Below are 25,958 nucleotides of genomic sequence, written 5' to 3'. Positions count from 1 at the left end.
TTCATCGGCCGCCAAATCGTGAGAGCTATTGATGGAAGTGATCGTTCCGCCGAAACCCATCCACGCGATGGCTGTCAAACGACACGCAATATTGAGCCTTAGTCTGCTTCCAGACATGGATGCCGATTACCCTAAAATGGGGAGTGCGCACACCGATGCATCCGGTCGGGCATTCCGACAACATCCGGTCAGCTGTTCCGGATATCCGGTCACCGCGAGACGTCGCCACTGAGCGTGCTTTCTTGATGTCGCCTCTGGTTGATGCGGTCAAGCTTTTCGAGGCTTGCGATAGGGGAGCCGCGCGCGGCGCAGTGCGCGCCCTCCGACTCTGGCGCGGCATCGCGCATGGCGGTGCCCTGTCGCGCGGGCGCAGCCCCTTAGGTCGGAACAAGATAGGGTGCGAAATCTACAGGCGGGTTTATCACCGAGACGATCTTGAGCTGCGCAATGGTTCGGCGCAGAGCGTTTTCCAGATGCGTCGAAAGCATGCTGGCAGCCGCGGTGGTGGTCCCCGCGCGCAGCAGGTCGATTACCATGCACAACTCCATCAGCGATTGCCGGTCCGGCGGCAGACCGATAGAGAACAGCACGCTGCGCAACGCCCAAAGGCCGCTGCGGTTTCTGTTGACGTAATGCGCCAGGTCGCGGTTCGGGGTAGACAGGATTGCCAGCTGGAAGAACCGATGATCCAGGTCGAACCACGTCCGCGGTTTGACCGGGTCATCCTGCGGCAGTGCCCTGATCTCGTCCGCCAATTGCGCCAGCGCTTCGGCGTCCACCTCGGAGGATTGAAGAGCGGCGACCTCCAGGATCATGCAGAGTTCAAACTTGTTCTTGATCCGCTGGGCCGTCAGCGGCTCCACCACCCAGCGGGAACTTGCGCTTTTCTCGACCAGGCCGCGTTCCTGGAGGCGGGAAAGGACATCTCGCACCACGGTTCGGCTCACATCGAACTCCTGTGCCAGAAGGGCCTCCACCACGCGGTAGCGGCCGAACACAAGACAGCGCGAAAGCTCCTTTTCCACGACGTCCTGAATGCGTTGCCAGTTCGGCTGGCCGACGGATTGGTCAAGTAATTCGAGGTCCAATTCGACAGTGCGCAAATCGAGTCGGCGGGGCGTTTCGTCCGACCCTGCGACAAGGTATCCACGGCCCGAGAAGCGCCGAATTAGTCCCTCCTCCGCCAAAAGTGCCAGGGAGCGCTTCACAGTTGCGCGCGACATCGACAGCCGTTCAGCCAATGCGCTTTCCTGAAGCACGACGCCGGGCGCGAGTTTGCCGTGTGAGATATTCGCGCGGATCAGGTCGGCGGCCGCTTCGAAAAGTGTTGACGGGTGCGGCTCGGACGCGCGCACGAGGGTCGCCTTCCGGGTCATCGAATCGTTCTCCCACTGCCGCTGCATAGTGTTCAGGACGCCAGCATAGCGCGTTTTTCACCGGTCAAGGTTTGAATATTGTATGCAAACGACGCTGCAATCAAGTGCCTCCCGCGTCTTTTGTGTCTGAAAAAAGCGGGGGTCATGCGTGTGTTGCCATTCGATTAAGCACCTTATGGCATGTTTCATCAGCTAATGCGCAAGATAAATGCATCTTGCATACACAAATCAAATTTTTCTTGCATGGGTGAAAAAATGGTGTTTGCATGCAAAGAGCGATTAACGCAGGAGGGGCAGTTGCTTGAGCTAAATGGCGTCACCAGGCTTTACGGGGATGTAGTGGCCCTGGACGGCCTTGATCTGAGCGTTCCGGACGACACCTATCTGTCGTTGCTGGGCGCGTCGGGAGCGGGCAAGACCACGTTGTTGCGCCTCATCGCTGGATTCGAGGAGCCCAATCGCGGTGAGTTGCTGCTCAATGGTGAGCGGCTCGACGGCAAGCCACCGCACCTTCGCGACATTGGGTTCGTTTTCCAAAACTTCGCACTGTTTTCCCATCTTTCCGTGGCGGAGAACGTCGCCTTCGGCTTGCGCTACCGCGAGGTCGGCCGGCTCGAGAACGAGGCCGAGATTCGGGAAAGAACCCAGCATGCGCTGGAGCTGGTCGGGCTCGAGGATTTTGGCCATCGCGGCGTCGGTGAAATTTCGGGTGGCCAGCGTCAGCGCGTCGCCTTAGCCCGCACACTTGTGACAGAGCCGCAGATCGTACTGCTCGACGAGCCGCTCGGCGCGCTGGATGCCAATCTCCGAGCGCGCATGTGCGATGAACTGCGAGCCATCCGGGAGCGGCTGAAGGTCAGTTTTCTTCACGTCACCGGTTCCGAGACCGAAGCGTTGACCATGGGGGACACGGTTGCAGTTCTGGCCGAGGGCCGGATCGCACAGGTCGATAATTCCCGCTCGCTTTTCACGCAGCCGAAAAATCCGGCCTCGGCACGCCACCTCAATGCTTGGAATCTACTGTCGGGCGTGGTGGAAAACGGCGCCCTGCGCACCTCGGTCGGGCTACTGCCGATCGGCGAGAAGGTGGCCGACGACACGCCGGTTCAACTGGCCGTCCGGTTCGACGATATCGGTGTTTGCGCGCCGTCAGACGTTCCGCTGGGACATGATCACTTCGAAGCGACCTATGTGACCGGTGAGTTCAACGGTCCCACGGCGCTTTCGTTCTTCCGCACACCCGACGGGGAACTGATCCAGGTGGTGGACCACCTGAGCGATCCACGCCTGCCGCAGCTCGAGGAGGGCAAGAGCTACGCGCTGTTCTTCTCGCCGGACTCTGCGGTGCTGTTCAAGGGAGCCGCTTGATGAAAACGACCAGCAAAGAAACGCTTCGCACGCCAGTCTCCGGCACTGATGCGTCAGCCGTCAGTCCCGCCGTCATGCGAGAGACCAAGGATCGGCGCCGGGCCTTCCTGCTTTTGACCCCCGGCGTGCTTTGGATGCTGCTTTTCATGCTGCTGCCGCTGGGGATGGTGATCTACGTGTCCTTCTGGACGCAGACCACCTTCGCGGTGAAGCCCGAGCTGACCACCGCAAGCTGGGAACGTTTCCTGAGTTCTTCCACCTATCTGACAGCAATCGGCACTACGCTCAGGGTCTGGGTCATCGTGCTTCTCGCGACGCTGATCGTGGGCTACCCGGTCGCGCTTTTCATCGGTCTCTTCGTCAAGAACAGGACGCTTCAGACAGCCCTTCTGGTGGCATGCGTGATCCCCTTCTGGACATCGTTTCTGATCCGCGTGATCGCGTGGCGCCCTATGCTCGGCACAGAAGGGGCGATCAACATCATTCTGATGAAGCTCGGCATCATATCCGAGCCTCTGAGCTTCCTGCTCTTCTCGGAGTTCTCGGTCATCGTGGGCATGACGCAGATCTACTGCGTGTTCATGGTCGGTCCGATCACGTTCATGATAGCCCGCATAGACGAGTCGGTGATCGAGGCCGCGCGCGATCTTGGCGCGTCATTCGGGACGATCTTCCGGCGCATCGTTCTACCCCTGTCCCTTCCAGGCGTGATCGTGGGCACGATCTTCGTTTCGGTCATGGTCTTGGGTGAGTTCGCTACCGCAGCATCCCTGTCGGGTCGGAAGGTCAATCTTCTGGGCAACATCATCGTCAGCCAAGTCGGATCGCTCAAATGGGCCTTCGCCGCCGTCGCAGGCGTGGTGCTGACAATCATCATCACTGCGGTCATTGCGCTCGCCTTGCGCGTCGTTGACCTCCGGAAGGAGATGTAATCGTGGAAGTCCGTCTGCTCCGCCCCGTGCTGGTTCTCTACACCGCTCTGTTCCTGCTGTTCCTTTACGGGCCGATGATCATCCTTGCCATTCTTAGTTTCCAGGGAGAGGGCGGGGGCCCCCAGTTCCCGATCCAAGAGTGGTCGATCTACTGGTACAAGCATCTTCTCGGCCTGGCCGAAACCTCACGCGTGTCGCAACTTCCGGTGGGCGCGAGCCTGGTGCGGTCGCTGGTGCTGGCTTTCATGACTACGGTCGTGTCGGTCACTTTGGGTACGATGAGCGCAGAAGCCTTCCGCACCCGTTTCAAGGGGGCCGGGCCGATCTTCTACCTTATCATCTTGGGCATGATGGTCCCGGGTGTTTTGGTTGGGCTTGGAGTGGCGCTACTGTCGAACTTCCTGGACATCGGCAGGGCTTGGTGGAGCACCTCTTTCGTGCTGCATGTTGTCTATACCTTTCCCTTCGCATTCCTCGTGATGCTCGCCATCTTCAACCGCTTCGACCGATCGGTCGAGGAAGCTTCGCTCTCGCTCGGCGTCAGCCCGGCGCAGACTTTCCGGCGCGTGACATTCCCGCTGATCTTTCCTGGGGTGCTCTCGGCCATGCTGTTTAGCTTCACGCTAAGCTATGACGAGTTTTCTCGCACGCTGTTTACCGCCGGTGCCGATCTGACGCTGCCGCTTTCGATCTATGGCACCTTCTCCGTCGAGATTTACCCCAATGTGTTCGCGTTCGGCGTGCTAACTACGCTGTTCAGTTTCACTCTGCTGGTGATCTACGGTCTGCTGATGAAACGCTTTACTGCGCGTTCGAAAAGCCGCTTTGCCGGCCAGGAGGAAGCATGATTGCCTTGGTGACAGGCGCCGGCTCCGGCATCGGCGCGGCGATTGCTGAACGGCTGGCGCGCGACGGCTACCGGGTCGCCGTTAACGACCTTCACCTTGAGGCCGCCGAAAAGGTGACCGCCGGAATCCGGGCCGCAGGCGGCCAAGCGAATGCCTTTGCAGCCGATGTCAGCGACGAGGCCGCGGTCGATGCGATGATGCACCGCGTGAGGAAGGAAATGGGAGCGCCGGGCATCGTAGTGAACAATGCGGGGTTCGGGCATCAGGCGCCGTTCGTCGATATTCTGCCAGCTGAGTTCGACCGCATGTTCGCGGTGCATGTCCGCGGAACCTATCTGGTGACCCGTGCCGCCCTGCCTGCAATGCTCGAGGCCGGCGAGGGGATCATCGTCAACGTGGCGTCCCAGCTCGGACAGATCGGCGGTGTGGAGCTGGCCCATTATTCGGGCGCTAAGGCCGCGATCATCGGAATGACGAAATCTCTGGCGCGCGAAGTGTCGGCGCGGGGGGTGCGGGTTAATGCTATCGCGCCTGGTCCAATTAATACGCCACTGGTCGAGGGGCTGTCGGAAGACTGGAAAAGCGCCAAGCGGGCCGAGCTCCCACTGGGACGGTTCGGCGAGCCCGCGGAGATCGGTGGCGTGGTGTCCTTTCTTTGTTCGGATGATGCCGCACTATTCGTGGGTCAGACGCTGGGGCCGAATTCTGGGGACGTGATGCTGTGAGGGACGATATGGACAGAAGAGTTGTAATTTTGACGGGCGCTGGGATCGGGATCGGCCGAGCCTCCGCCAAGAAATTTGCCGCGCAGGGTGATCACGTCGTCGTCACCGACGTGCTGACCGACGAGGGCGCGGCTACCGCCGCGGAAATCGTCAACGCTGGCGGTAGCGCCGAATTCATGCCGCTTGACGTGCGCGATACCGCGGCCGCGGATGCTCTCGTGGCGGATGTTGCCGAGCGCCATGGTCGCATCGACGTGATCGTGGCGAATGCGGGGATCGCCCACCGCGTCCCAATCGCCGAGATGACTGACGAGAAGTGGGATATGACCTTCGACATTGATCTGAAGGGCATGTTGCGGGTCATCCGCCCTTCATTGCCGGTAATGAAGGAGGGAGGCGCCATCATCTGTCTCAGCTCCATTATGGGCGTGGCGTATGGCTGGGACGAGCATGTCCACTACTCCTCCGCGAAGGCCGGGGTCGTAGGGCTTGTGCGGGGCCTGGCCGTGGAGATCGCCAAGCGTGGTATCCGGGTGAACGGCGTTGCGCCTGGCTATACGCGCACCGCTCAGCTTCTGAGCGAAAAGAACAGTCTTGGGCCGAACGCGGATGAGATCGCGTCGCCCTACATTCCGATGGGCAGATTGGGCGAACCAGAAGAAATCGCGAGCGTCATCGGTTTTCTTGCATCTTCCGAAGCCTCCTACCTGACAGGGCAGGTGATTGCGGTTGATGGCGGCTTATTGCCGGGCCGCTACTGAATACTAACCAACTAAATCAGGGAGTTTTAATCATGACGTCAACGAACCGTCGGACCTTCATGAAAGGCACCGCCGCGCTCGGCGCGGCAGCGCTGGGGTCGGGTATGCACCCATGGACCCGCTGGGCTCAGGCACAGGATTTGTCTAATCAGGCACTTCGAACGACCGGCCTTTCGACCACGGTGCAGGATCGCATCCTCGAGAAATTCCAGAAAGCAAGCGGCGTCGGCTCGGTCTCCGGCACACCGGCGACCTTCCCGGATTCGCAGACCAAGATTCTTTCGGGCGCGTCGGACTTCGACACCTGGGAAATCATCGCCGAGCGTCTGCCCGCGCTGATCGCTACTGACAATGTCGAGACCATTCCAGTTTCGGCGGTTCCGAACTGGGCCAACATCCGCGACACCTTCACTAAGGTGAACCCCAAATGGGAACGGCGGTCCCAGATCGTCGGGCAGATTTGGGCGGATGATGCGCAGACCGAACTTTACATGGTTCCAGCGGTCTACAACTACGACTCCATCGGCTATAACCCCGATGTTCTGACGGACGAGGAAGCCAATACCTGGACCGCGATCTTCGACGACAAGTGGCGGGGTAAATCGGGCCTCAACGTCGACCCGCTGATCGCATTTGGGCAAGCCATCCTTGCTATGAATTCCTTGGGGATGCTGGAGGTTGAAAACCCGGGCAATCCCAGCGTCTCGGACATCGACGAAGCGACCAAGTTCCTGATCTCAAAGAAAAAAGGTGGTCAATTCCGTGCGCTTTGGGGGGATTTCGGTGAGCTGGTGAACCTCATGGCCTCGGGCGAGATGGTTGTGTGTGACGCTTGGCAGCCCGCAGTCATGGCTGTCAAGGCGCAGGGCAAGCCCGCCAAATATGCGCGTCCGAAAGAGGGCTATCGCGCCTGGGCTATCGGCCCGTCGATGCTCAAGGGCACGCCGAACCGCGAAGCGGTGATCGCCTATGCGAATTTCTGGCTGTCCGGTGAACCAGGCATCACCGTGACTGAGCAGGGCTACTATTCGCCTTCGACCAACATCAAAAAGGTGATGGATCCGAAGAAATACGCGTTTTGGTATGAGGGACAGCCGTGGGAAGGTGAACCGGAGCGCGGCATCAACCCTGGCGACCTGCGTGATGGCGGATCGCTTGAAGAGCGTGCTGCGAACGTCGCCTACTGGCATCAGTGGCCCGATGAGTATGACCACCTGATCCAGCGCTGGGACGAGTTCCTTAACGCCTGATCCAAGGCCCGGGCGTGCAGCGGATCGGCTGTGCGCCCGGCGCACTATGAACCAATACCCGAGGCAAGGTGGAAATGCTCTACGATCTTGAACTTAAATCGGTCGGCAAGACCTACCCCGACGGCACGGTCGCCGTGTCGGATTTCGACCTCAAGGTCGAGAAGGGTGAATTCGTGGCCTTCCTTGGGCCATCGGGCTGCGGAAAGTCTACCACTTTGCGGATGATTGCCGGCTTCGAGGAGATCACGAACGGCGAAATCTTCATCATGGGGCAGAACATCTCGCACACGCCGCCGGAAAAGCGCCCGACATCCATGATTTTCCAAAACTACGCGCTGTTCCCGCACATGACGGTTCGCCAGAACATCGCCTTCGGGCTGGACATCAAGGGCATGCCGAAGTCCGAGAAGGATCGCAAGGTTGATCGAATCCTCGACATGTTCGATCTGACCGAATTCGCGGACCGCAAGGCCGACAAGCTTTCCGGCGGGCAGCGCCAGCGAATTGCGCTGGCCCGCGGCCTTGTGGTCGAACCAGAGATCCTGCTGCTCGACGAACCGTTAGGGGCGCTGGACGCCAACCTGCGGCGCATCATCCAGAACGAGCTGAAATTGCTTCAGCGCGATCTGGGGATCACCTTCGTCTTTGTAACCCACGCGCAATCGGAAGCACTGGGCCTGTCAGATCGCGTCGTGGTCATGTCGAACGGCGTGGTCGAGCAAATCTCGGCGCCGAAAGAGCTTTACACGCGCCCGGCGACGCCCTTCGTGGCCGAATTCATCGGCTCGAACACGATCATCGAAGGCAAGCCCGCGCAGGGCGGCGACAAAGGATTGCGGCTGATTGAAACGCCATATGGCCCTATTTCGGGAGTCGGCGCAGCCGGCGCCAACCTTGCGGTGATCCCCGCTGAAGCCTTTAACCTCGGCCTGCGTAATACGCCCGGCGAGATCAGGCTTGAAGGCACCGTGACCGCCAAGCAGCTCGTCGGCTCCATCGGCTATCTCAGGGTCAAGCTCAGCGACGGTCGCGAGATTGACGCGGAAACCCATGTCGGCGCGCTTGAGGCGCACAGCTATTCGCCCGGTTCACCCGTGACCTTGGGGATCGACCCCACGTCGGTCACGCTGATCCATAACTGATCCAACAAGGAGACTAAACATGGCAAAGGATATTCTGGTCGGCTTCGGCATCGACGTGGACGCGGTTGCGGGCTGGCTTGGCTCGTATGGCGGGGAGGACAGCCCCGACGACATCTCGCGCGGTCTTTTCGCAGGCGAGGTCGGCTCGCCGCGGCTTCTCGACCTCTTCGACAAAACCGGACTGAAAACCACTTGGTTCATTCCGGGCCACTCCGCCGAAACCTTCCCCGAGCAGATGCACGATGTCGCAAAGCGTGGCCACGAAATTGGGATTCATGGCTATAGTCATGAAAACCCGATCGCGATGACGCGAGAGCAGGAAGAGGCGGTGCTCGATAAGGGGATTGAACTGGTCACCAAAATCTCGGGTAAGCGCCCCACCGGCTACGTCGCCCCGTGGTGGGAGTTTTCCAACGTCACGAACGAGCTGCTACTCAAAAAGGGTATTAAGTACGACCACTCGCTGATGCACAACGATTTCACTCCCTACCGGGTGCGCGTTGGCGACAAGTGGACGAAAATTGACTATTCCGCCAAGCCCGAGGACTGGATGAAGCCGCTGGTACGCGGCGAGGAGACCGACCTCATTGAGATCCCGGCGAACTGGTATCTCGACGATCTGCCGCCGATGATGTTCATCAAGAAGTCGCCCAACAGCCATGGTTTCGTGAACCCGCGCGACATTGAGCAGATGTGGCGCGACCAGTTTGATTGGGTTTACCGGAATATGGATTACGCGGTCTTCCCGATCACTATCCACCCCGACGTTTCGGGCCGTCCGCAGGTGCTGATGATGCTCGAGCGCTTGATTGCGCACATTAAGTCGCACGAAGGCGTGCGCTTCGTTACGATGAATGAAATGGCGGACGACTACGACAAGCGCTTCCCGCGAGGCTGATCACGCGGATCAATCATCGGGTCGCCCTCGATCGGGCGGCCCCTCACAAACAACAAAGGCAGAACCGATCATGTGCTCGCTATGCGGAATACTGGGGTGCGACGACCACTGGACCCATGCGGTGGACCGTCCAGGCGTCTTCACCCGCAACACCGACCGCCGCTCGCGGCGGGTCGAAAGCGCGCGGCGGGTCGCGGCGGCCAATCGCGTGTTGTCCTGCCGTAGGGTAAAGCTGGCTGAGTGGCAAGGCACGTCATACGTCGTTTCGAATGCCACCGGAGCATCCTCGGTCTTCGAATCCTTCTCTCACCTCTGGCCCGAGGCCGAGGCTCTCGCGGGGTGCGAGATCGATCCGCTTGATGATGCGCTCATCGATTGGGTGGGCGGACAATGATTCCGGTTACGCTGCTCACCGGCTTCCTGGGATCCGGGAAAACCACGCTCCTGCAGCGTCTCTTGACCGATCCGGGAATGGCCCGCGCTGCGGTGCTGATAAACGAATTCGGCGAGGTGGGGCTGGATCACCATTTGCTGGACCGTATCGACGACAATGTAGTGCTTATGAAATCCGGCTGCATCTGCTGCACCGTGCGCGGTGAGGTAGCCGACGCATTGATGAACCTTCACAGCCTACTGACGCGGGGCGAGATCGACTTCGACCGTGTCGTGATCGAGACGACCGGGCTGGCTGATCCCTACCCGGTGCTTCAGACCCTGCGCGCACATCCCGTGCTGCGCAGCCACTTCGATAACGGAGGCGTTCTGACTACGGTCGATGCCGTCAATGCGACACGCCAGGTCGAGCATCGAGCCGAGGCCGTGCGCCAGATCGCGGCAGCCGACCGGATTGTTCTGACTAAGACGGATCTGGCAGAGGATGGAGAGATCGCTGCGCTGCGGGCAACGCTCTCGCGGTTGAATCCCTCGGCGCGGGTGCTAACCAACATGGACGCTGCGGATGCGATAGTCCGCGATCTCGATCCCGGCGTGCCGCCGCTGCCGGAGGCGGAGAAAATCGACGGGCATCATCACCACCATGATCACGACCTAAATGAAGACCTGGGTGTCGTGACGTTTTCCCTGACCGTCGAGGAAAACGTGGACTGGACCGATTTTGGCATCTGGCTCACGCTTTTGTTGCACCGCTATGGTGACCGCATATTCCGGTTTAAGGGGATTCTGGCCATCGCCGGCGAGGAGCGACCGGTGGCAGTTCACGGGGTGCAGCACCTGGTTCATGCGCCGGTCCATATGGAACACTGGCCGGAGGGCGCGCGGGTTTCGCGGATGGTTTTTATCCTCGAGGGGCTTGATCCCGAACGCATCCGTCGTTCATTTGCGGCTTTCATGCGTTTGAAGAGTGTGAAAGCCGTAGCCTGATGGAACCGTTACGAATCCTGTGCACTGAGATTCTGCCTTGGCGGCTTCTGAAGGAACGCGCTGAGGCCGACCTCGGCTTTCCGATAGAATTCATGGAACAGGACTTCGTGACCGCCCAGCGAACGGCGGCGATGCGATCAGATTCCTATGATGTGTATGACCAGTGCTTTCACAACCTCGATATCGTCTGGCACTGGCGCGCGATTCAACCGATCGAGATTTCCCGGATCGACGCTTGGGAGGAGATGAGCGATCTTGCTCGTTGTGTTGGCGCCAACGGGACGGGCGGCGGTTTAGGCGACACACCCGCCAGCCGTCTATATGTGCAACCCGACGCCACCTTGTCGGCGAACCCGACGGGGCGGATCTCGATGCTACCTACGGTCTACAACTTCGACAGTTTCGCCATCAATCAGGGTGAGGCGGCGCTGGACGTGGATCGCGACGTCGTCAGCTGGTCCGAATTGCTCAACCCGCGATGGCAAGGGCGCGTCGCATTGGTGGATGAACCCGCGATCGGGGCGTTCGACCTGACTATGGCGCTTGTTGCAGCTGGCCGCATGGAGGTGCGCGACCTGGGCAACATGACGGTAGAAGAAATTGATGAGATGTATGGCCACGCAGTGGAGCTGGTCAATTCTGGGCATTTCGCCCCGTTCTGGCGGCGAGCGTCGGAACCCGTTGACCGGTTCTCGGATGGTGACCTGTGCATTTCGTCAATCTGGTCGCCCTCTGTGGTGGCAATGAAAGCGCGCGGCATGAAGGTGCGCCAGGCGTCCCCGACCGAGGGTTACCGCGCCTGGCATGGCGGGCTTTGTCTGGCGCAGCATTTGCAGGGGAAACGGCTGGACATGGCCTATGCTTGGTTCAACTGGTTCCTCGACGGCTGGGCGGGGGCATGCATGGCGCGGCAGGGCTATTACATGTCTGTCCCTGAACGCGTGCGCGCGGTACTGGATTCGGACGAATGGGATTACTGGTACGAGGGCAAGCCCGCCGCGCGCAATCTGCCCGATCCTCACGGGCGGGAGGCGATCCGCGCGGGCGATGTCCGCTCGGGCGGCTCCTACCGGGCGCGCGCTAAGCATATCGCGGTCTGGAATAGCGCCATGGACGAGCACAACTTCCTGGTGCGCCGCTGGAACAAAATAATCGAACTGGCGGAGGCGCGCCGCGCGCGCCGGCGGGCGGACTGTCCGCGTAGCGTTTCCGCGAATTGAGGATGTTGCCATGAAGAACGTCACACTTATCGCGACCGGGGGCACAATCGCTTCAACTGCCGAGCGCGCAGGCGGGCCGGTGAATGCCAACGTCGCCGCGCATCGGCTGCTGGATAGCCTGCATGAACGGCCTGATGGGATCACTGTGCAGGTCGAGGATTTCGAGGCAGTCGGCAGCTATGCGTTGGACCTGGAAACTGTGCATCGTCTGTGCACCCGGATTGGCGAGGTGCTTGCCGACGATGCCGTGGATGGGGTCGTGGTCACGCACGGTACTGACACCATGGAAGAAAGCGCGTTTCTCGCCGATCTTCTGGTCCGTTCGGACAAGCCCGTGGTCTTTACCGGCGCTCAGCGCCATGCGGGTGCGCCCGATACTGATGGGCCGCGTAACATTGCGGATGCCATCCGCTGTGCAGCCTCGGAGGGGCTGCGAGGGCAGGGTGCGGTTATCCTTTTCGAGGGGGACCTTCACGCCGCCCGCGAGGTGACGAAGGCGCACAGCTCGCGTGTCGATACTTTCCGCTCGCCCGGCTTGGGCAAGCTGGGCGAGGTTGATGATGGTGCCGTATATCTTTATCGCCGTTCGCTGGCCCGGTCCCATGTCGAGGCGCCGAGGCTCGATCCAGGGGTCGAGCTAATTCTTTTGGGACTCGGCAGCACGCCGGATTACCTCGATTACTGCGCGTCGGCGGGCAAGTCTGGCGTTGTGCTGTCCGCTTTTGGCAGGGGGAATGCCCCGAGCGGTTTCGCTGAACGTATCGCGCGCCTGACGGAGGCCGGAGTGCCGGTTGTTGTCGCCTCGCGCTGCGCCGAAGGCCGGACACTGCCCGTTTACGGTAAAGATTCGGGCGGGCGGACATTGCAGGAAGCCGGCGTAATCTTTGCGGGAAGTCTCTCGCCCATCAAGGCGCGCTTACTGTTGAGCGCATTGCTCGGGGGCGGTGCCGATGATGCCGAGATCCGCGCGGCTTTCGAAAGGGCGGGTGGTCTCGTCTGAACGGCGGTGCTGCCAACTGGGACCAGCTTGGAGCGTCGGGCGTTCGGTCGGGCGCCGCTTGACCAGCGTGCAAATGCGTGGCCCGGGCCCTGGCTAAAGGGAGCGCTGCGATGACGTGCCGTAGGATTGCAAGAATTTATGCGCAAATCGGCAAGAACGCCTGCGCGCCCTGTCACTATCCTGTCTTTAAGGGACGTGTCGGGCCCTTCAATCCAGAGGCACGAGAGACGGAAAATGATCATCAGTAGTGGAGGGTCCGCCATGCCGGGCGGACGCGATAAATGGCAGAAGATGGTGTCCGAGGCCTATTTCCCCCTCGACACGGAATGCCTCGATCGCCAAGCGTTCCGTGGCGAGATGCAGCAATGGTCGCTGGGCGTGATCGGGCTGTCCCGGATAGATTGTGACGGGGTTCTCTACCAGCGCAAGCGTCATCACTTCCTGAACGAGACCGAAAGCTCGCTCCTGATTGCTATCCCGGAAAACGATGAAGTGCAGTATTCGCAGAACCAAAGGCGGACCTGCTGCAAGCCGGGCAGCTTCATCGTCGAGCGCAGTGACGCGCCGTATGAATACTGGCATGCGCGCCGCAATATCCAGTGGGTGCTGAAGGTGCCTTCCGCCAACGTGCGCGCGCGGATCGGCCCCTCCGAGCGGCTGGGCGGGCTTATCTTCGACGGGCGGCATGGCGTGGCCGGCTATTTCCTTAGCAGCATGCGAGCCGCCATTTCCCATATTGAGCAACTCGACTATTCGGCGCGCGAGACGGCCGGAAGCCATCTGCTGGAAATGCTTTGTCTTGCGATACGCAGTGACGAGCGCGTACTCGACAGCACTACATCGACGGTGCGGGCAGCGCATCTTTACCGAGCCGAGCAGTTCATCCGCGAAAACCTGAAGGATCCGAACCTGTCCCCGCAAAGCGTTGCGCGGGCCTGCGGAATCTCTTTGCGCTACCTGCAACAACTCTTTTCTGACGCGGGCCCGTCCGTCAACGGCTATATCCGCGACCGCCGCCTGACCCGTTGCTCGGAAGAGCTGCGCGCCCAGGGAGCGGGCGCAACCGTCGCCGAGATCGCATATCGCTGGGGCTTTGCCGACCAGGCCCAGTTTTCAAGGCATTACAAGGCGAAGTTCGGATGCACGCCGACGGAAACGCGTAAGGAGGCGGGACGCCTCCGCAGGGCAATGTAATGGCCGCGCGAGCCGTGCCGGCTTGAGCCGGCCCGCTCTCCCGTCGACCGAGACGTCCAGTCAATGAAGCAAGAAGCTGCCGAGGACTCCTCTTCGGCAGACGGGCCCATCGTGTCCGCTCAAACCTGGAGGAACCAGAATGGCTAACACCCGAGTCGCCGTCGACGTTGGCGGCACCTTTACTGACATCTGTATCATGGACGAGGCGACAGGCCGGATTCGTATTGAGAAGACCGCCTCCACCCCCGATGATCCGATGCGAGCGATCATTAACGGGATCGAGCAGGGTCGCATTGACCTCTCGGATGTCTCAATGTTCTCGCATGGCACTACTGTTGCGACGAACGCGCTGATAACTCGCAATCTTCCGCGGGCTGCGATGGTCTGCACCGAGGGTTTCAGAGATGTCGTCGAAATACGGCGCGCCAACAAGGAAGACTTGTGGGACACCTACAAAGACGTGGCCAAGCCGTATATCCCGCGCCGCGACCGACTGACTGTGCGCGAACGGGTCAGCGCCGAGGGCGAGATCCTGAGCGCGTTGAACGAGGAGGATGCCTATCTGGTGGCCGAGGTGTTGAAAAAGCGCGGCGTGGCGGCGATCGCGGTCTGCTTTATGAACTCCTACGTCAACGGAACCAACGAACAACGCATGCACGACATCCTCAAGGAGGTGATGCCGGATGTGCCCGTCTCGATCTCGTCGCAGATCATGCCCGAGATTTTCGAGCATGAGCGGTTCTCGACTACGATGGCCAATGCGGTGGTGTCGCCAGTGGTGGTCGACTACGTCTCGCGGCTCGCGGATAAATTGGCAGATGGCGGTTACGCGCGCGAGCTGTTGTTGCTGCACACGGGCGGCGGTGTGATGACGACGCGCGCGGTGCGCCACTTCGCGGCGCGGCTCGCTGGTTCGGGCATCGCAGCGGGCGCGATCGCCAGCCGTTTCATTGGCAATCTCTGCGGGTTCCCCAACACCATCGGCTTCGACATGGGGGGCACGTCTACCGATGTGTCGGTCTCCTACCAGGGCGAGTCCCGGATCACCAAGGATTGGTATATCGAATACGGCTTCCCGATCCGCTTTCCTTCCATCGAGGTGCTCACAATTGGGGCTGGTGGCGGGTCTCTTGCCTGGAAGGACGAGGGCGGGTCGCTGCGCAACGGGCCGCAATCGGCTGGCGCTGATCCGGGGCCTGCCTGCTACAAGAACGGCAATACCACTGCGACTAACACGGATGCGAACGTGGTGCTTGGACGGCTTGGCAGCTCGCTTGCGGGTGGCAAGATCACCCTTGATTTTGCGCTCGCTGAAGCGGCGGTGCGCAGCACTGTGGGCGCGCCTTTCGAGATGGAGCTTCACGAGGCGGCCGAGGCGATCGTGCGTGTGGCCAACGCTAACATGGCGAACGCGGTCCGGCTGCTGTCTATCTCGCGCGGTTACGACCCGCGAGACTTCGCCCTGTGTGCTTTCGGGGGGGCCGGGGCATTGCATGGTGCGGCGGTGGCCCGCGAATTGTCGATTCCGACGGTGATCGTCCCCCCCAATCCGGGTGTGACATCCGCGCTCGGCTGTTTGCTTGTCGACATCCAACACGATTTCTCGGACAGTTTCATGGGGGCCGCGGCCGAGACCGAGCCGGCCGACCTGGAGACCGCCTTCCAGCGCATCGAGGACGAGGCACGCGCCCAGCTCAAGCGCGAGGGCGTGGCTGAAAAGGACATGATGCTGCAGCGTTCTGTCGAGATGATGTACCAAGGGCAGTGGCGCTCGCTCGAGGTGTCGGCGCCGCCCCGGATCACTGATATAGAGGCGCTGATCGCGGCGTTCCACGAGGCGCATGAGCGCGAATACAACTATGCTCTGAAAACGTCGCCCGTCTCGTTGTTTCGCGTCGCCGTCAAGGCGGTTGGGATCGTTCCCAAGGCGGAGCCGGCGAAGAACGAGGTGCGCCCTGGTACGCCGGAGCCCATTGGCCATCGCAAGGTGTGGTTCGATGGCAAGGCGCATGACGCAGCCATCTACGACCGTGATCGCCTGAGCGCAGGGGCGGCCTTTTCGGGGCCGGCAATCGTCGAGCAGTTCGACTCGACTATTGTAGTGCCGCCAAGCATGAGCGCCGAGGTGGACGCCTACATGAACATTCTTATTCACACGAAGGCCTGACCCATGGACCAAATGCTCAATGAACAACTTGACCCAGTGACCTTTGAGGTTCTGAAAAACTCCTTCATCACGTCGGTCGATCAAATGGCCGAGCAGATGCTGCGCACATGTTATTCCTTTGTGATCTATAACCGGGACTTTTCGAACGGACTCCATGACGCCGAAGGAAATTCCGTCGCGCAGGGCAACCAGGACATCGCTGTGCATGTCGGCACCCTGCATTTCACCTGCAAAGACGTGATCCGTGCCTTCGACGGCGAAATGATGCCCGGTGATGTCTATGCAATCAACGATCCCTATGCCGGCGGCACGCATTTCAGCGATGTGCGCCTCGTGCGGCCCATCTTCGACGATGACACCTTGATCGGTTTCTCGCAGTCCAACGGGCATTGGTCGGATCTTGGCGGTTCAGTGCCCGGATCCTTCGATGTCACTGCCCGCGACATGTTTCGCGAAGCGGTCCGGATCACGCCCGTGCGCCTTTTCCGCGGCGGCGAATTCTGCAAGGATGTGGCCGGGCTGATCGCCGCGAACTCGCGTGACCCAAACTCGATTATCGGCGATATTCACTCGCAGGCCCAAGCCACCCAAGTGGCCGAGCGCGAAGTCCTCCGGCTTGTGCGCAAATACGGGCGCCGTCAGGTTCTCCAAGGCATGAACGAGGTTCAGGATTACGTCGAGCGCGCCGTCCGTCAACGGATCGCGGCCCTGCCCGACGGCACGTGGGAAACGGTTGATTTCATCGACCGCGATCCCGGCGAAGGCGAAGGCATGATACCGATCCATATCAAGATGACGATCGAGGGCGATCGTATCCACTATGACTTCACCGGCAGTCACGCCACCATCGCGTCGATCTACAACTCTGCCCCCGGCGCAACGTTCTCGGCGGTGGTGGCAGGGATGAAGACTTTTTTTCCTGACCTTCCGCTGAACAGTGGGTTCTACCGGATGATCGACATCTCGGCGCCCGAAAACAGTGTTGTAAGTGCCCAATGGCCTGTCGCGGTGACCGGTTTTCTTATGCCGTTCGAGAAGATCATGAACGCCATTTTTGAAATGTGGTCCCAAATCATGCCCGAACGCGCGATCGCCTGTGCGTTCAATCTGGAATATCTGCTGGCGGGAGGGCGTGATCTTCGCTCCCCGGAAAAGCCGATGTTCATGTTCTATGAATGGCTGCCCGGCGGTTGGGGCGGACGCAATGGCAAGGACGGCTCGGACGTGACGACGGCGTGTTTCGGAACCGGGCTGATGTCGCAGCCCAACGAGGGGAACGAGCGGGTCAATCCTACGCGCACGACAGAATTCCAGATCCTGCGTGACAGTGCGGGTCCAGGAAAGTGGCGTGGAGGGGCAGGGGTGCAGAAAACTTCGATCCTTCTCGATAGCGAGGATGCGGTGATGTCCTATATCTGCGACCGTGAACGCGCTGTCGTCTGGGGGGTCGAAGGCGGTCTACCGTCGATGCCTCATGGCCTGACCATCAGGCGCAACGGCGAAAGCGAACGGAAATGGCTCGGTTCGGTCTTTTCGGATTACCCGGTTCATCCGGGCGACGAATTCGCACGCCCCACGGCCGGCGGCGGCGGCTTCGGCGATCCGCTGGAGCGCGCACCCGAAAAGGTGCGTGACGACGTGATCGACGACTATGTTTCGATCGAGAGGGCGGCACGGGACTACGGCGTCGTTCTCAAACAGATCGATGCTGACCTCGGCGAGTATGAGATAGACGAGATGGCCACCGACCGGCTTCGCGCCGAAATCCGAGCCGAACGTGTGCAATGGGCGCGGATGGACCCAGAAGAGGTCGCCGCGCTCTACAATGCGGGCGAGATCGACATGCTCGACGCGGTGCGCCGCTATGCCGTGATCCTGGAATGGGAAACGGGCGAGTTGCTGCCTAAGACGACGGCACAGTTCCGCGAGACATTCGAACGACGCACCGTGGCGCATTGGGAGTGATGCTCAGGCTCACGGAGCCGAAGCCCCCAGCGTCGCCAGCCCGCCGATGCCGGCGGCGCTGGGGGGCGGGTCACGAGGCTTCGTCGCCAAGATGCATGAATTCGCGGAACGCCGACGCGGCGCTGCCCAGCGGCACGTTGGCGGGCCATGCCAGGCCCACATCCATCGTCGGCACCTTGTCGGCCAAGGAGATAACCTCGACCCTGCGGCCGTCAAGGGACCACGGGCGATAGACCATGTCTGACAGGATCGTCACGCCCATGCCGCCGGCGACGAATGAGCGGACAGCCTCGACCGATGAGGTTCTGAAGACAGTGTTCGGCCGGTAGGCGGTCTGGTTCCAGTATCGCTGTGCAGTATTGCTGGCCTCGTCCACCGTCAGCATGATGTAGGGTTCGCGTGCGACATCGGCCAGCGTGACGTTATTCTGCGACAGCAGAGGGTGGCGCGACGCCAGCCATAGGCGGCGGCGCGACTGCATGAGGGTCTCGAATTCGAGCCCTTCCTGGTCGATGATGTTCGAGGTCAGCATCACCGCAAGGTCGAAGCTGCCCGAGGCGAGGCCATCCTCGATTCTGTCACGAGGCGCTTCCGTCAGTTCGAGCTCTACACCGGGAAAGGCGCGCTGGAAGCGTTCGATATGCGGCGGGATGTAATAACCCGCGACGGTATAGGTTATGGCAAGACGCAGGCGCCCGTTGACATCGTCGCGCTTGCGGCTGGGCGAACGCACGGCCTCGTCGACGACCGCCATGACCCGTAGTGCATGATCGAGGAAAATGTTGCCTTCGTATGTCAGTGTGACACCGCCGCCGTGACGCTTGAAAAGAGAAACGCCCACAATGTCCTCGAGCTGTTTCACCGCGTTGGTAAGGGCTGATTGCGAGACATTGAGCTCTTTGGCCGCGCGCGAAACCTGTCCGGCATTGGCCACGGCCGTGAAGTAGCGGATCTGTCGAAGCGACGGCTCTTTCATCTTTTGAATATCTTCTTTTTTATTTTCGAATTTCAACTCCTCAAAGTAACCACTGCGCTGGCGCGCTGCAAGCAATGCTTCGGAGCGGGGCTGCCAGGCAAGGCAACGAATATATTGCATAAAATTAGCTAAGTGGCCAGTAATGTGCCGCCATGGTCTGGACCGGCGCGCGCGAGGCGATGGGTGTTGTGGTATAAAATAAAGTAATAAATGAGCGCTGATATTCGTATTTTACAACTTCCATTCCTGGCCTCTAAACTTTCTGGCGAGGTGCCGCGAGGTTCGAGCGGAATACTTGGTGACATGCCGCTGCGACCGAGGAGGGGCGCTATCATCGGCGGGAGCTTGGGGGTGTATGTCGGTGCAGGCCGGTAGACGCTTACGCCACTTCGGCTGGTACGATTGCGGGAATGAAGGAGGAGAGCCCATGCGGGCGGAGATTAACTGTGACATGGGCGAGAGTTTCGGCCTTTACCGGATGGGCAATGACGCAGAGATCATGCCCCATATCACGCAGGCGAACGTGGCCTGCGGGTTTCATGCATCCGACCCAGGCCATATGCACCAGACGGTGGCATTGGCCAAGGCCCACGGGGTAAAGGTGGGCGCCCATGTCTCATTGCCCGATCTGCCCGGTTTTGGCCGGCGCGAGATGAAAATCGAGCGCGAGGAAATGGCGAACATAATCCTTTACCAAATCGGGGCGCTTAGTGCGTTCCTAAAGCAGGCGGATGTCGCGCTTAGCCATATCAAGCCCCATGGCGCGCTTTACGGCATGGCGGCGCGCGAGCCGCATATCGCCGAAGCGGTGGCCGACGCGGCGCTCGTCTACGGGGTTCCGGTTACTGGACTTTCCGGCACTCTGCATGAAAAGGTCTATACCGAGCGCGGCGTTACCTTCCTGCCGGAGTTCTTTGCCGACCTCGATTATGATGACAAGGGGCGGCTTATCATCACCCGTGAGCACGAGGCGGTGTCTCCCGACCTTGCTGCCAGCCGGGTTGTGGCGGCGGTGCGCGACCGCACTCTGACGACCGTGGGTGGCAAGACGCTGCCGGTGAAAGCCGAGACTATTTGCATTCATTCGGACACGCCGAATTCGGTCGAGATCGCCCGCGCGGTGCACGAAGCGCTGGGGCAACTCAAAACGTCTTGATCGGTCGCAACCAACAAGAACAGGAGAGACGACATGGCGAAACACGAAATCAAGAGCCCGATCCCGGGAACCTTCTATCGCAAGCCCTCGCCGGACGAGCCGCCCTTCAAGGAGCCGGGCGACAAGGTCACAAAGGGCGACACCATCGGGCTGGTAGAGGTGATGAAGACCTTTCACGAGATCAAGGCGGATGCCGAGGGGACGATCACATCTTTCCCTGTCGATGATGGCGAGCCCATCACCGCAGGCCTGACCATCGCCGAACTGGATTGACGCATGGCAGAAGATCTTCCGATTAAGACGATCCTGATTGCCAACCGGGGCGAGATTGCCTGCCGGGTGAACCGCGCGGCGAAGGAGCTGGGTCTGCAGGTCGTGCAGGTCGTCAGCGAAGCCGACATTGACAGCCTTGCGGCCCGGCTCGCTGACGAGGTCAAGGTAATCGGCCCGCCGGCGGCAGCGAAATCCTATCTGGATACCGACGCGATCCTGGCCGCCGCGAAGGAAAGCGGCGCTGACGCCATCCATCCCGGCTATGGCTTTCTGTCGGAAAGCGCCGACTTTGCAGATGCGGTTGAGGCCGCGGGCCTGATATTCGTGGGTCCGTCCGGGGACACAATCCGGCTGATGGGCGACAAGGCCGCGGCTCGGGAACAGGCGCGCAAGGTCGGTGTGCCCACCGTTCCCGGCAGCGACGGCGTGATTGCCGACATGGATGCGGCGCTGGAGCTGGCCGAGGCAGTTGGATTCCCGGTAATGATCAAGGCGACGGCTGGCGGCGGCGGTCGAGGCATCCGTATCGCCGACGACGCCGAGACCTTCCGCAAACTCGCGCCTCAAGCCGCGAACGAAGCAAAATCGGCCTTCGGCGACGGCGGCATCTACGTCGAGAAGGTCATCGAACGCGCCCGGCACATAGAGGTTCAAGTGCTGGGCGACGGCCACGATGTCGTGCATTTCTACGACCGCGAATGTTCACTTCAGCGCCGGCGGCAGAAGGTATGGGAAGAGGCGCCCTCGGCCGCGCTGGATGACGATACGCGCAAGCACTTGTGCGACGCGGCCGTCGCGCTGGCCCGTTCGGTGCGGTATCGCGGCGCAGGGACGGTGGAATTCCTTTTCGATGATCTGACGGGTGCGTTTCATTTCATCGAGATGAATACGCGCATCCAGGTTGAGCATCCGGTGACCGAGATGATCTGCGACACTGACCTCGTGGCCGCTATGATCCGGGTCTGCGCAGGCGCCCCGCTGGGACTGACGCAGGCCGATATCGCCCGGGAGGGGCACGCCATCGAAGTGCGCCTGAACGCCGAGGACCCGGCCAATGCTTTCATGCCGTTTCCAGGGGTGGTGAGCCGGCTGAAGCTGCCCAAGGGCGAGGGTATTCGCTTCGACCACATGCTCTATGAGGGCTATGCGATTCCGCCCTTCTACGACTCGCTCTTAGGCAAGCTAATAGTCTGGGCCCCGGACCGTGCGGGGGCGATCGCGCGCCTCGAGGGGGCTCTCGGCAATCTGGAGATCGATGGGCTGCCCACCACCGCCCCACTCTTCGCGGCGCTTGCGCAGGATGGGGATGTGCAATCCAACGCGGTGCACACCCGTTGGCTGGAGCTCTGGCTGGAACATGCCGCCGATACACTCACCAAGCAGGGAGAGACAACGACATGAGCCGATACACATTCGGAGGCGATGAGCATGTCTTCGTCGAGGTTGACGAGGAAATGTCGCTCGAGGCGTTCTTCACGTCATTGGCGATGACCAACGCCGTGCGAGAGGCTAATATCGACGGCGTGATCGAGATCTGCCCGGCCAACGCCTCGTTCCAAATCAAGTTCGACCCCGACAAGATCCATCCACAGAAAATGATGGATATGCTCAAAGAGATGGAGCAGACCGCCGAGAAAAAGGAGGCCAAGCTCGACACCCGCATCGTTGAGGTTCCCGTCTATTACCAGGATCCCTGGACACACGAGACCCTGATGCGGTTCCGAGAGCGTCACCAGGACCCCAACGGGACGGATCTTGATTACGCCGCACGCATCAACGGTTTCGACAGCGTTGAGGCGTTCATCAAGGCGCATCACAGCGCGCCCTGGTTCGTCTCGATGGTGGGTTTCGTCTCCGGACTTCCTTTTCTTTACCAGATGGTCGATCGCTCGCGGCAGATTCAGGTGCCGAAATATCTGCGGCCCCGCACCGATACGCCGAAACAGACGGTTGGATATGGCGGCTCGTTTTCCTGCATCTACTCCGTGCGCGGCGCTGGCGGTTACCAGATGTTCGGCATCACGCCGATGACCATTTTCGACCCCAAGCAGGAAGCGCCTTACCTGAGGGACTTCATGGTGTTCTTCAAACCTGGCGACATCGTAAAATGGCGGCCCATCAATCGCGAAGAGTACGACTCGATTAACGCAGATGTCCAGGCCGGGCGGTTCGAGCCGCGAACGAAGGACGTGGTCTTTTCGCTCGACGATTTCAATGCCGACATGGACGGCACCAACGCCAAGCTGATGGAGGCCCTCTATGCCGATTAACGTCATCTCCTCCGGCATCATGACCACGATTCAAGATCTGGGCCGGCCCGGTTATTACCATCTCGGCATTCCGATGGGTGGGGCGATGGATCGCTTGGCAATGCGCACGGCAAACTTGCTGGTGGGCAACCCCGAGGACGCCGCCGGGCTCGAATCCGTATTCGTCGGGCCGGAGTTGGAATTCACCGAGGACGCGACCGTCGCCGTTTGCGGCGCCGAGCTGCCGCCCCGTATCGACGGCGAGCAACAACCGACCTGGACTGCGCTTTCCGTGAAGAAAGGGCAGGTGCTGTCTTTCGATTTCCTTAAGGCGGGGGCGCGGGCCTATATCGCCATTTCAGGTGGGATCGACACGCCGCCACATCTGGGCAGCCGTGCCACCTATCCCATCGGGGCGCTTGGCGGTGTGGATGGTCGCGCGGTCCAGCCGGGCGACTCGCTTCCTCTGGGGAAGGCCAGCGGCAAGGCCCGCCCCGGTACTTCGGTTCCCGAAGACTACCGGCGCCTGCCCGGCGCAACGGCGAAACTTCGGGTGCTCCCCGGTCTCTATTGGCACCGGATCACGGAAGAGTCGCAACGCCGATTCTTCGAGGATAGCTGGAAAGTGGCGAACGAAGCAGACCGGATGGGATATCGCTTTCAAGGTGGGCGACCGCTGGACTTCGTGCCTCGCGAACAGCCGTTCAGCGCAGGGTCGGACCCGTCCAACATAACCGATGCCTGCTATCCCTACGGCTCGGTCCAGGTGCCCAGTGGGCAGGAGCCCATCGTATTGCACCGCGATGCGGTGTCGGGCGGGGGCTATTTCATGCTGGGTACGGTGATCTCGGCCGACATGGACTTGATTGGACAGTTGCAGCCGAACACGACAACGCAATTCGTGAAGGTGGACATGGAGGCCGCGCTTGCCGCGCGGAAGGAACGCAAGGCGCTCATTGCCGCCATCCGCGAGGCAATCTGCTGACCCCGAACAAAGCAAAGGAGAAAGGCATGACCAAAATGGCAAGCAGAAGGCCTACGCCGGCCGAGAGCATCCGGCCGGTCGTGGACACGGCGCTGAGAGGTCGCCATGTGTGAAGCTGAGAAAAGCGCGGGGAGCGCTGTGGGGAGCGTCTTGATCGAGAACGCCCGCACCCGCGTGACAGAATGGCGCTTCCCTGCCAAGGGGGACAATACCGGCTGGCATCGGCACGAGCATGACTATGTTGTGGTACCGCTTGCCGACGGGCAGCTCGAATTGCGCGAACCGGGCGAGCAGACCCGGTTCGCAGAGTTGCGCAAGGGCGTTCCCTATTTCCGCGAGAAGGGTGCGCAGCATGACGTGGTGAATTCCAATGCGTTCGAATTCGCCTTCATCGAGATTGAATTCTTGGACGGCGGCGGCAGCTGATCCCTGCCGCTCACCGCGCTATAGACCTGTGCGGCGCCCCCGGTGCCGCGCTTTTTTTTGACTGAGCTAACGGCATGAGCCGCGCTGCGCGATGGCATTTCGCTTGAAGCTATCGCTGATCTCGGTGCTGCCTATCAGAGCCTCCTTGCCTCAAAATTAGCAAAGAAGGCGTCCATAATATCCGGGGCTATTCAACTTGAATGCGCGCATTTGCCCGGCTGCCCGCCTCAAGAGAGTGAAATGGCCGATCGCGACCATTATAGGCCAATGTCAGGCACCCTCATGCCACCTGCATCGATTAACCACACTCGGCAAGGTGTACGTGCAGTTTGCCATTGCCCGGCGCAATGGAACATACCAGCCAACAGAGTGCTCAGCCGGGAGACGCCATCTTGCTTGATGCTGCCAAGGGCGCGTGAAGACTGGAGCGCGGAGCCCGTTCTGCAACTCCGCGATTCTAAGACAGAGGGTTCTTCGCCACATTCAGACCCGTCTGACGCATAATAACGATTTCATATTTATCTTGAAGTGTGGCAAATATACACCAATCTGCGCGCCCCCAAATCATCGCGGTGGACTTTGGCGCTCGCCAAAAGAGGGTAAATAGGGGAAGTCGCATCCGCTCAACGAGTGCCCATGCAAGTGCACCGGAGTGCAAATCCGTCGGTCGCATAGAGGAGAGGATTTTTTGAGAAAATCTCCGCTCTTTTGTAAATTTTGTGGGTCAAAGATCCACGGATCGCCCCTCCGGAAAAATTCAAGCAAACTGGACCTCTCACTGGGAAACGCGCTCAGCGCGCAACCACATTTTCCCAAACACACACGGAAAAAGCGAAGGGGTATCCTCGGACCAGGATCTCACTTCCTGCGTTTGCTACGGGAGTGACGCCGAAGAAACTGGCGGCCACTGAAAAAAACACTTGACGTCGAAGAGGCCACCCTTCGGCTTTTTCTCGGAGATGCAACGGCTGATGGAAAATGCGCGTTGCATCAAGCGCTCCGAGCGGCCGCCGGCAGCAGGGGTGGGTGGTTGGTGCTCTCGGCTTCGAGCGGCTTTTCGGCGTAGTCGGTTCAGGATCGCTTTTTCCCATCGGCCGCGCTCATAAAGGCCTCTTCGCGAATGGCGACTGTGGTAGTCCAGTAGCGGCACCTTTCATCCAAGGTCGGCTTCCGCGCTGAATTTCCGAGCAGCCCTTGCCGGCTGTGTCTCGTGCGGACGTTTTCTCCGGGAGGTGGGGGGAGGCCACAGACATGGCGAAGACCACGGAAGCTTCCTTCTCTCTCAGGTTCCAACTCTTCGGATGGGCTTGGAAAGCACCCGACCGTTGGCCAGCGGGTCCAGAAGCCGTGTCAAAGAGGACCAAAACACCCTTGCAGCGTTCGTCGGAAAAACGCGCCCAAAGCGTCGGAAAATTCTCGCTTCGTATTTTGCATAAGCTTCGAGCTACAGGGGAGAAAACGCGTCCAAAGCGACGGCCGCCGCCTGCTTCATTCAGTTTCCGCGTTGAAGCATTGGCAATGCAACCGAACGTACAATCCGCAGAAGGTTGGCTTCATGACGTCCCTTTCGGCGCTCGGCAGAATAGGTTGTTTTTTCCGTGCCCGAACGGAATTTCATTGGAGAGTGGAATCAGTTCCATAGAGACCGGACACGAGGGTGTAGGATT

Annotated in this window: 22 protein-coding genes; 20 read left to right on the top strand and 2 right to left on the bottom strand. The window is 60.4% G+C overall.

Annotated elements, in window-relative coordinates; genetic code table 11:
- Positions 1–377: 377 nt before the first annotated feature.
- Positions 378–1,376: a GntR family transcriptional regulator gene (locus tag AXZ77_RS11510; RefSeq protein ID WP_176536031.1), complete on the bottom strand. Its 999-nt coding sequence runs from the start codon at positions 1,374–1,376 to the stop codon at positions 378–380.
- A gap of 297 nt (positions 1,377–1,673) precedes the next feature.
- Between AXZ77_RS11510 and AXZ77_RS11505 the strand changes: the two genes are divergently transcribed.
- The 14 genes from AXZ77_RS11505 to AXZ77_RS11435 all read left to right on the top strand — a co-directional run bounded on the left by AXZ77_RS11505 (position 1,674) and on the right by AXZ77_RS11435 (position 18,226).
- Complete coding sequence (locus tag AXZ77_RS11505) at positions 1,674–2,744, top strand: ABC transporter ATP-binding protein (protein ID WP_255266483.1); 1,071 nt, start codon at positions 1,674–1,676, stop codon at positions 2,742–2,744.
- The gene (locus AXZ77_RS11500; protein WP_176536030.1) at positions 2,744–3,676 is read left to right on the top strand and encodes an ABC transporter permease; all 933 of its coding nucleotides are present in this window, start codon (positions 2,744–2,746) and stop codon (positions 3,674–3,676) included. The genes AXZ77_RS11505 and AXZ77_RS11500 overlap by 1 nt, the downstream gene beginning before the upstream one ends.
- A 2-nt stretch (positions 3,677–3,678) precedes the next feature.
- Positions 3,679–4,524, top strand: a complete 846-nt coding sequence (locus tag AXZ77_RS11495) for an ABC transporter permease (protein WP_075777462.1) — start codon at positions 3,679–3,681, stop codon at positions 4,522–4,524.
- Entirely contained in the window at positions 4,521–5,249 is a 729-nt protein-coding gene (locus AXZ77_RS11490; RefSeq protein WP_098411258.1) for an SDR family NAD(P)-dependent oxidoreductase, read from the top strand. Before AXZ77_RS11495 ends, AXZ77_RS11490 begins: the two co-directional genes overlap by 4 nt.
- Before the next feature lie 8 nt (positions 5,250–5,257).
- Positions 5,258–6,010: an SDR family NAD(P)-dependent oxidoreductase gene (locus AXZ77_RS11485; protein WP_088726393.1), complete on the top strand. Its 753-nt coding sequence runs from the start codon at positions 5,258–5,260 to the stop codon at positions 6,008–6,010.
- A 32-nt stretch (positions 6,011–6,042) separates the two neighbouring features.
- A complete protein-coding gene (locus AXZ77_RS11480; RefSeq protein WP_075777465.1) occupies positions 6,043–7,260 on the top strand; it encodes a PotD/PotF family extracellular solute-binding protein in 1,218 nt (405 codons plus the stop codon).
- 74 nt (positions 7,261–7,334) lie between these two features.
- Complete coding sequence (locus tag AXZ77_RS11475; protein WP_098411257.1) at positions 7,335–8,402, top strand: ABC transporter ATP-binding protein; 1,068 nt, start codon at positions 7,335–7,337, stop codon at positions 8,400–8,402.
- A 19-nt stretch (positions 8,403–8,421) separates the two neighbouring features.
- A complete protein-coding gene (locus tag AXZ77_RS11470; RefSeq protein WP_075777467.1) occupies positions 8,422–9,300 on the top strand; it encodes a polysaccharide deacetylase in 879 nt (292 codons plus the stop codon).
- 390 nt (positions 9,301–9,690) lie between these two features.
- Positions 9,691–10,680, top strand: a complete 990-nt coding sequence (locus AXZ77_RS11460) for a GTP-binding protein (protein WP_075777469.1) — start codon at positions 9,691–9,693, stop codon at positions 10,678–10,680.
- The gene (locus tag AXZ77_RS11455) at positions 10,680–11,900 is read left to right on the top strand and encodes a PotD/PotF family extracellular solute-binding protein (RefSeq protein ID WP_166504508.1); all 1,221 of its coding nucleotides are present in this window, start codon (positions 10,680–10,682) and stop codon (positions 11,898–11,900) included. The genes AXZ77_RS11460 and AXZ77_RS11455 overlap by 1 nt, the downstream gene beginning before the upstream one ends.
- Before the next feature lie 10 nt (positions 11,901–11,910).
- Positions 11,911–12,900, top strand: coding sequence for an asparaginase (locus AXZ77_RS11450; protein ID WP_098411255.1), 990 nt, complete (start codon positions 11,911–11,913; stop codon positions 12,898–12,900).
- A 234-nt stretch (positions 12,901–13,134) separates the two neighbouring features.
- Positions 13,135–14,094, top strand: coding sequence for a helix-turn-helix domain-containing protein (locus AXZ77_RS11445; RefSeq protein WP_098411254.1), 960 nt, complete (start codon positions 13,135–13,137; stop codon positions 14,092–14,094).
- A 139-nt stretch (positions 14,095–14,233) separates the two neighbouring features.
- Positions 14,234–16,261, top strand: a complete 2,028-nt coding sequence (locus AXZ77_RS11440; protein ID WP_098411253.1) for a hydantoinase/oxoprolinase family protein — start codon at positions 14,234–14,236, stop codon at positions 16,259–16,261.
- A gap of 3 nt (positions 16,262–16,264) precedes the next feature.
- Complete coding sequence (locus AXZ77_RS11435) at positions 16,265–18,226, top strand: hydantoinase B/oxoprolinase family protein (protein WP_098411252.1); 1,962 nt, start codon at positions 16,265–16,267, stop codon at positions 18,224–18,226.
- A gap of 70 nt (positions 18,227–18,296) precedes the next feature.
- On the opposite strand, the gene AXZ77_RS11430 is transcribed toward AXZ77_RS11435, so the two are convergent.
- Positions 18,297–19,322, bottom strand: coding sequence for a LysR family transcriptional regulator (locus tag AXZ77_RS11430; protein WP_255266482.1), 1,026 nt, complete (start codon positions 19,320–19,322; stop codon positions 18,297–18,299).
- Positions 19,323–19,557: 235 nt separating this feature from the next.
- Between AXZ77_RS11430 and AXZ77_RS11425 the strand changes: the two genes are divergently transcribed.
- From AXZ77_RS11425 to AXZ77_RS11400, 6 genes are all read left to right on the top strand, one after another.
- On the top strand, positions 19,558–20,358 hold the full coding sequence (locus AXZ77_RS11425; protein ID WP_255266481.1) for a LamB/YcsF family protein: 801 nt from the start codon (positions 19,558–19,560) through the stop codon (positions 20,356–20,358).
- A gap of 33 nt (positions 20,359–20,391) precedes the next feature.
- Positions 20,392–20,631, top strand: a complete 240-nt coding sequence (locus AXZ77_RS11420) for an acetyl-CoA carboxylase (RefSeq protein ID WP_098411250.1) — start codon at positions 20,392–20,394, stop codon at positions 20,629–20,631.
- A gap of 3 nt (positions 20,632–20,634) precedes the next feature.
- Positions 20,635–22,032: an acetyl-CoA carboxylase biotin carboxylase subunit gene (locus tag AXZ77_RS11415; RefSeq protein WP_098411249.1), complete on the top strand. Its 1,398-nt coding sequence runs from the start codon at positions 20,635–20,637 to the stop codon at positions 22,030–22,032.
- Positions 22,029–22,901, top strand: coding sequence for an allophanate hydrolase subunit 1 (locus AXZ77_RS11410; protein WP_088726402.1), 873 nt, complete (start codon positions 22,029–22,031; stop codon positions 22,899–22,901). Before AXZ77_RS11415 ends, AXZ77_RS11410 begins: the two co-directional genes overlap by 4 nt.
- A complete protein-coding gene (locus AXZ77_RS11405; protein ID WP_098411248.1) occupies positions 22,891–23,865 on the top strand; it encodes a biotin-dependent carboxyltransferase family protein in 975 nt (324 codons plus the stop codon). The genes AXZ77_RS11410 and AXZ77_RS11405 overlap by 11 nt, the downstream gene beginning before the upstream one ends.
- A gap of 150 nt (positions 23,866–24,015) precedes the next feature.
- A complete protein-coding gene (locus AXZ77_RS11400; protein WP_255266480.1) occupies positions 24,016–24,291 on the top strand; it encodes a cupin in 276 nt (91 codons plus the stop codon).
- The last annotated feature ends 1,667 nt before the right edge of the window (positions 24,292–25,958 follow it).

The sequence above is a fragment of the Thioclava sp. ES.031 genome, assembly GCF_002563775.1.
In the GTDB taxonomy this organism is placed as follows: Bacteria; Pseudomonadota; Alphaproteobacteria; order Rhodobacterales; family Rhodobacteraceae; genus Thioclava.
This window is presented reverse-complemented; position numbering and strand designations above follow the sequence as displayed.

Bases quoted from the DNA above. Each gene is read 5' to 3' on its own strand.
- AXZ77_RS11435 (WP_098411252.1), top strand. From the start codon at position 16,265: ATGGACCAAATGCTCAATGAACAACTTGACCCAGTGACCTTTGAGGTT.
- AXZ77_RS11445 (WP_098411254.1), top strand. From the start codon at position 13,135: ATGATCATCAGTAGTGGAGGGTCCGCCATGCCGGGCGGACGCGATAAA.
- AXZ77_RS11470 (WP_075777467.1), top strand. From the start codon at position 8,422: ATGGCAAAGGATATTCTGGTCGGCTTCGGCATCGACGTGGACGCGGTT.
- AXZ77_RS11405 (WP_098411248.1), top strand. From the start codon at position 22,891: ATGCCGATTAACGTCATCTCCTCCGGCATCATGACCACGATTCAAGAT.
- AXZ77_RS11440 (WP_098411253.1), top strand. From the start codon at position 14,234: ATGGCTAACACCCGAGTCGCCGTCGACGTTGGCGGCACCTTTACTGAC.
- AXZ77_RS11500 (WP_176536030.1), top strand. From the start codon at position 2,744: ATGAAAACGACCAGCAAAGAAACGCTTCGCACGCCAGTCTCCGGCACT.
- AXZ77_RS11460 (WP_075777469.1), top strand. From the start codon at position 9,691: ATGATTCCGGTTACGCTGCTCACCGGCTTCCTGGGATCCGGGAAAACC.
- AXZ77_RS11420 (WP_098411250.1), top strand. From the start codon at position 20,392: ATGGCGAAACACGAAATCAAGAGCCCGATCCCGGGAACCTTCTATCGC.
- AXZ77_RS11410 (WP_088726402.1), top strand. From the start codon at position 22,029: ATGAGCCGATACACATTCGGAGGCGATGAGCATGTCTTCGTCGAGGTT.
- AXZ77_RS11475 (WP_098411257.1), top strand. From the start codon at position 7,335: ATGCTCTACGATCTTGAACTTAAATCGGTCGGCAAGACCTACCCCGAC.
- AXZ77_RS11415 (WP_098411249.1), top strand. From the start codon at position 20,635: ATGGCAGAAGATCTTCCGATTAAGACGATCCTGATTGCCAACCGGGGC.
- AXZ77_RS11480 (WP_075777465.1), top strand. From the start codon at position 6,043: ATGACGTCAACGAACCGTCGGACCTTCATGAAAGGCACCGCCGCGCTC.
- AXZ77_RS11510 (WP_176536031.1), bottom strand. From the start codon at position 1,376: ATGACCCGGAAGGCGACCCTCGTGCGCGCGTCCGAGCCGCACCCGTCA.
- AXZ77_RS11490 (WP_098411258.1), top strand. From the start codon at position 4,521: ATGATTGCCTTGGTGACAGGCGCCGGCTCCGGCATCGGCGCGGCGATT.
- AXZ77_RS11425 (WP_255266481.1), top strand. From the start codon at position 19,558: ATGTCGGTGCAGGCCGGTAGACGCTTACGCCACTTCGGCTGGTACGAT.
- AXZ77_RS11430 (WP_255266482.1), bottom strand. From the start codon at position 19,322: ATGCAATATATTCGTTGCCTTGCCTGGCAGCCCCGCTCCGAAGCATTG.
- AXZ77_RS11455 (WP_166504508.1), top strand. From the start codon at position 10,680: ATGGAACCGTTACGAATCCTGTGCACTGAGATTCTGCCTTGGCGGCTT.
- AXZ77_RS11450 (WP_098411255.1), top strand. From the start codon at position 11,911: ATGAAGAACGTCACACTTATCGCGACCGGGGGCACAATCGCTTCAACT.
- AXZ77_RS11485 (WP_088726393.1), top strand. From the start codon at position 5,258: ATGGACAGAAGAGTTGTAATTTTGACGGGCGCTGGGATCGGGATCGGC.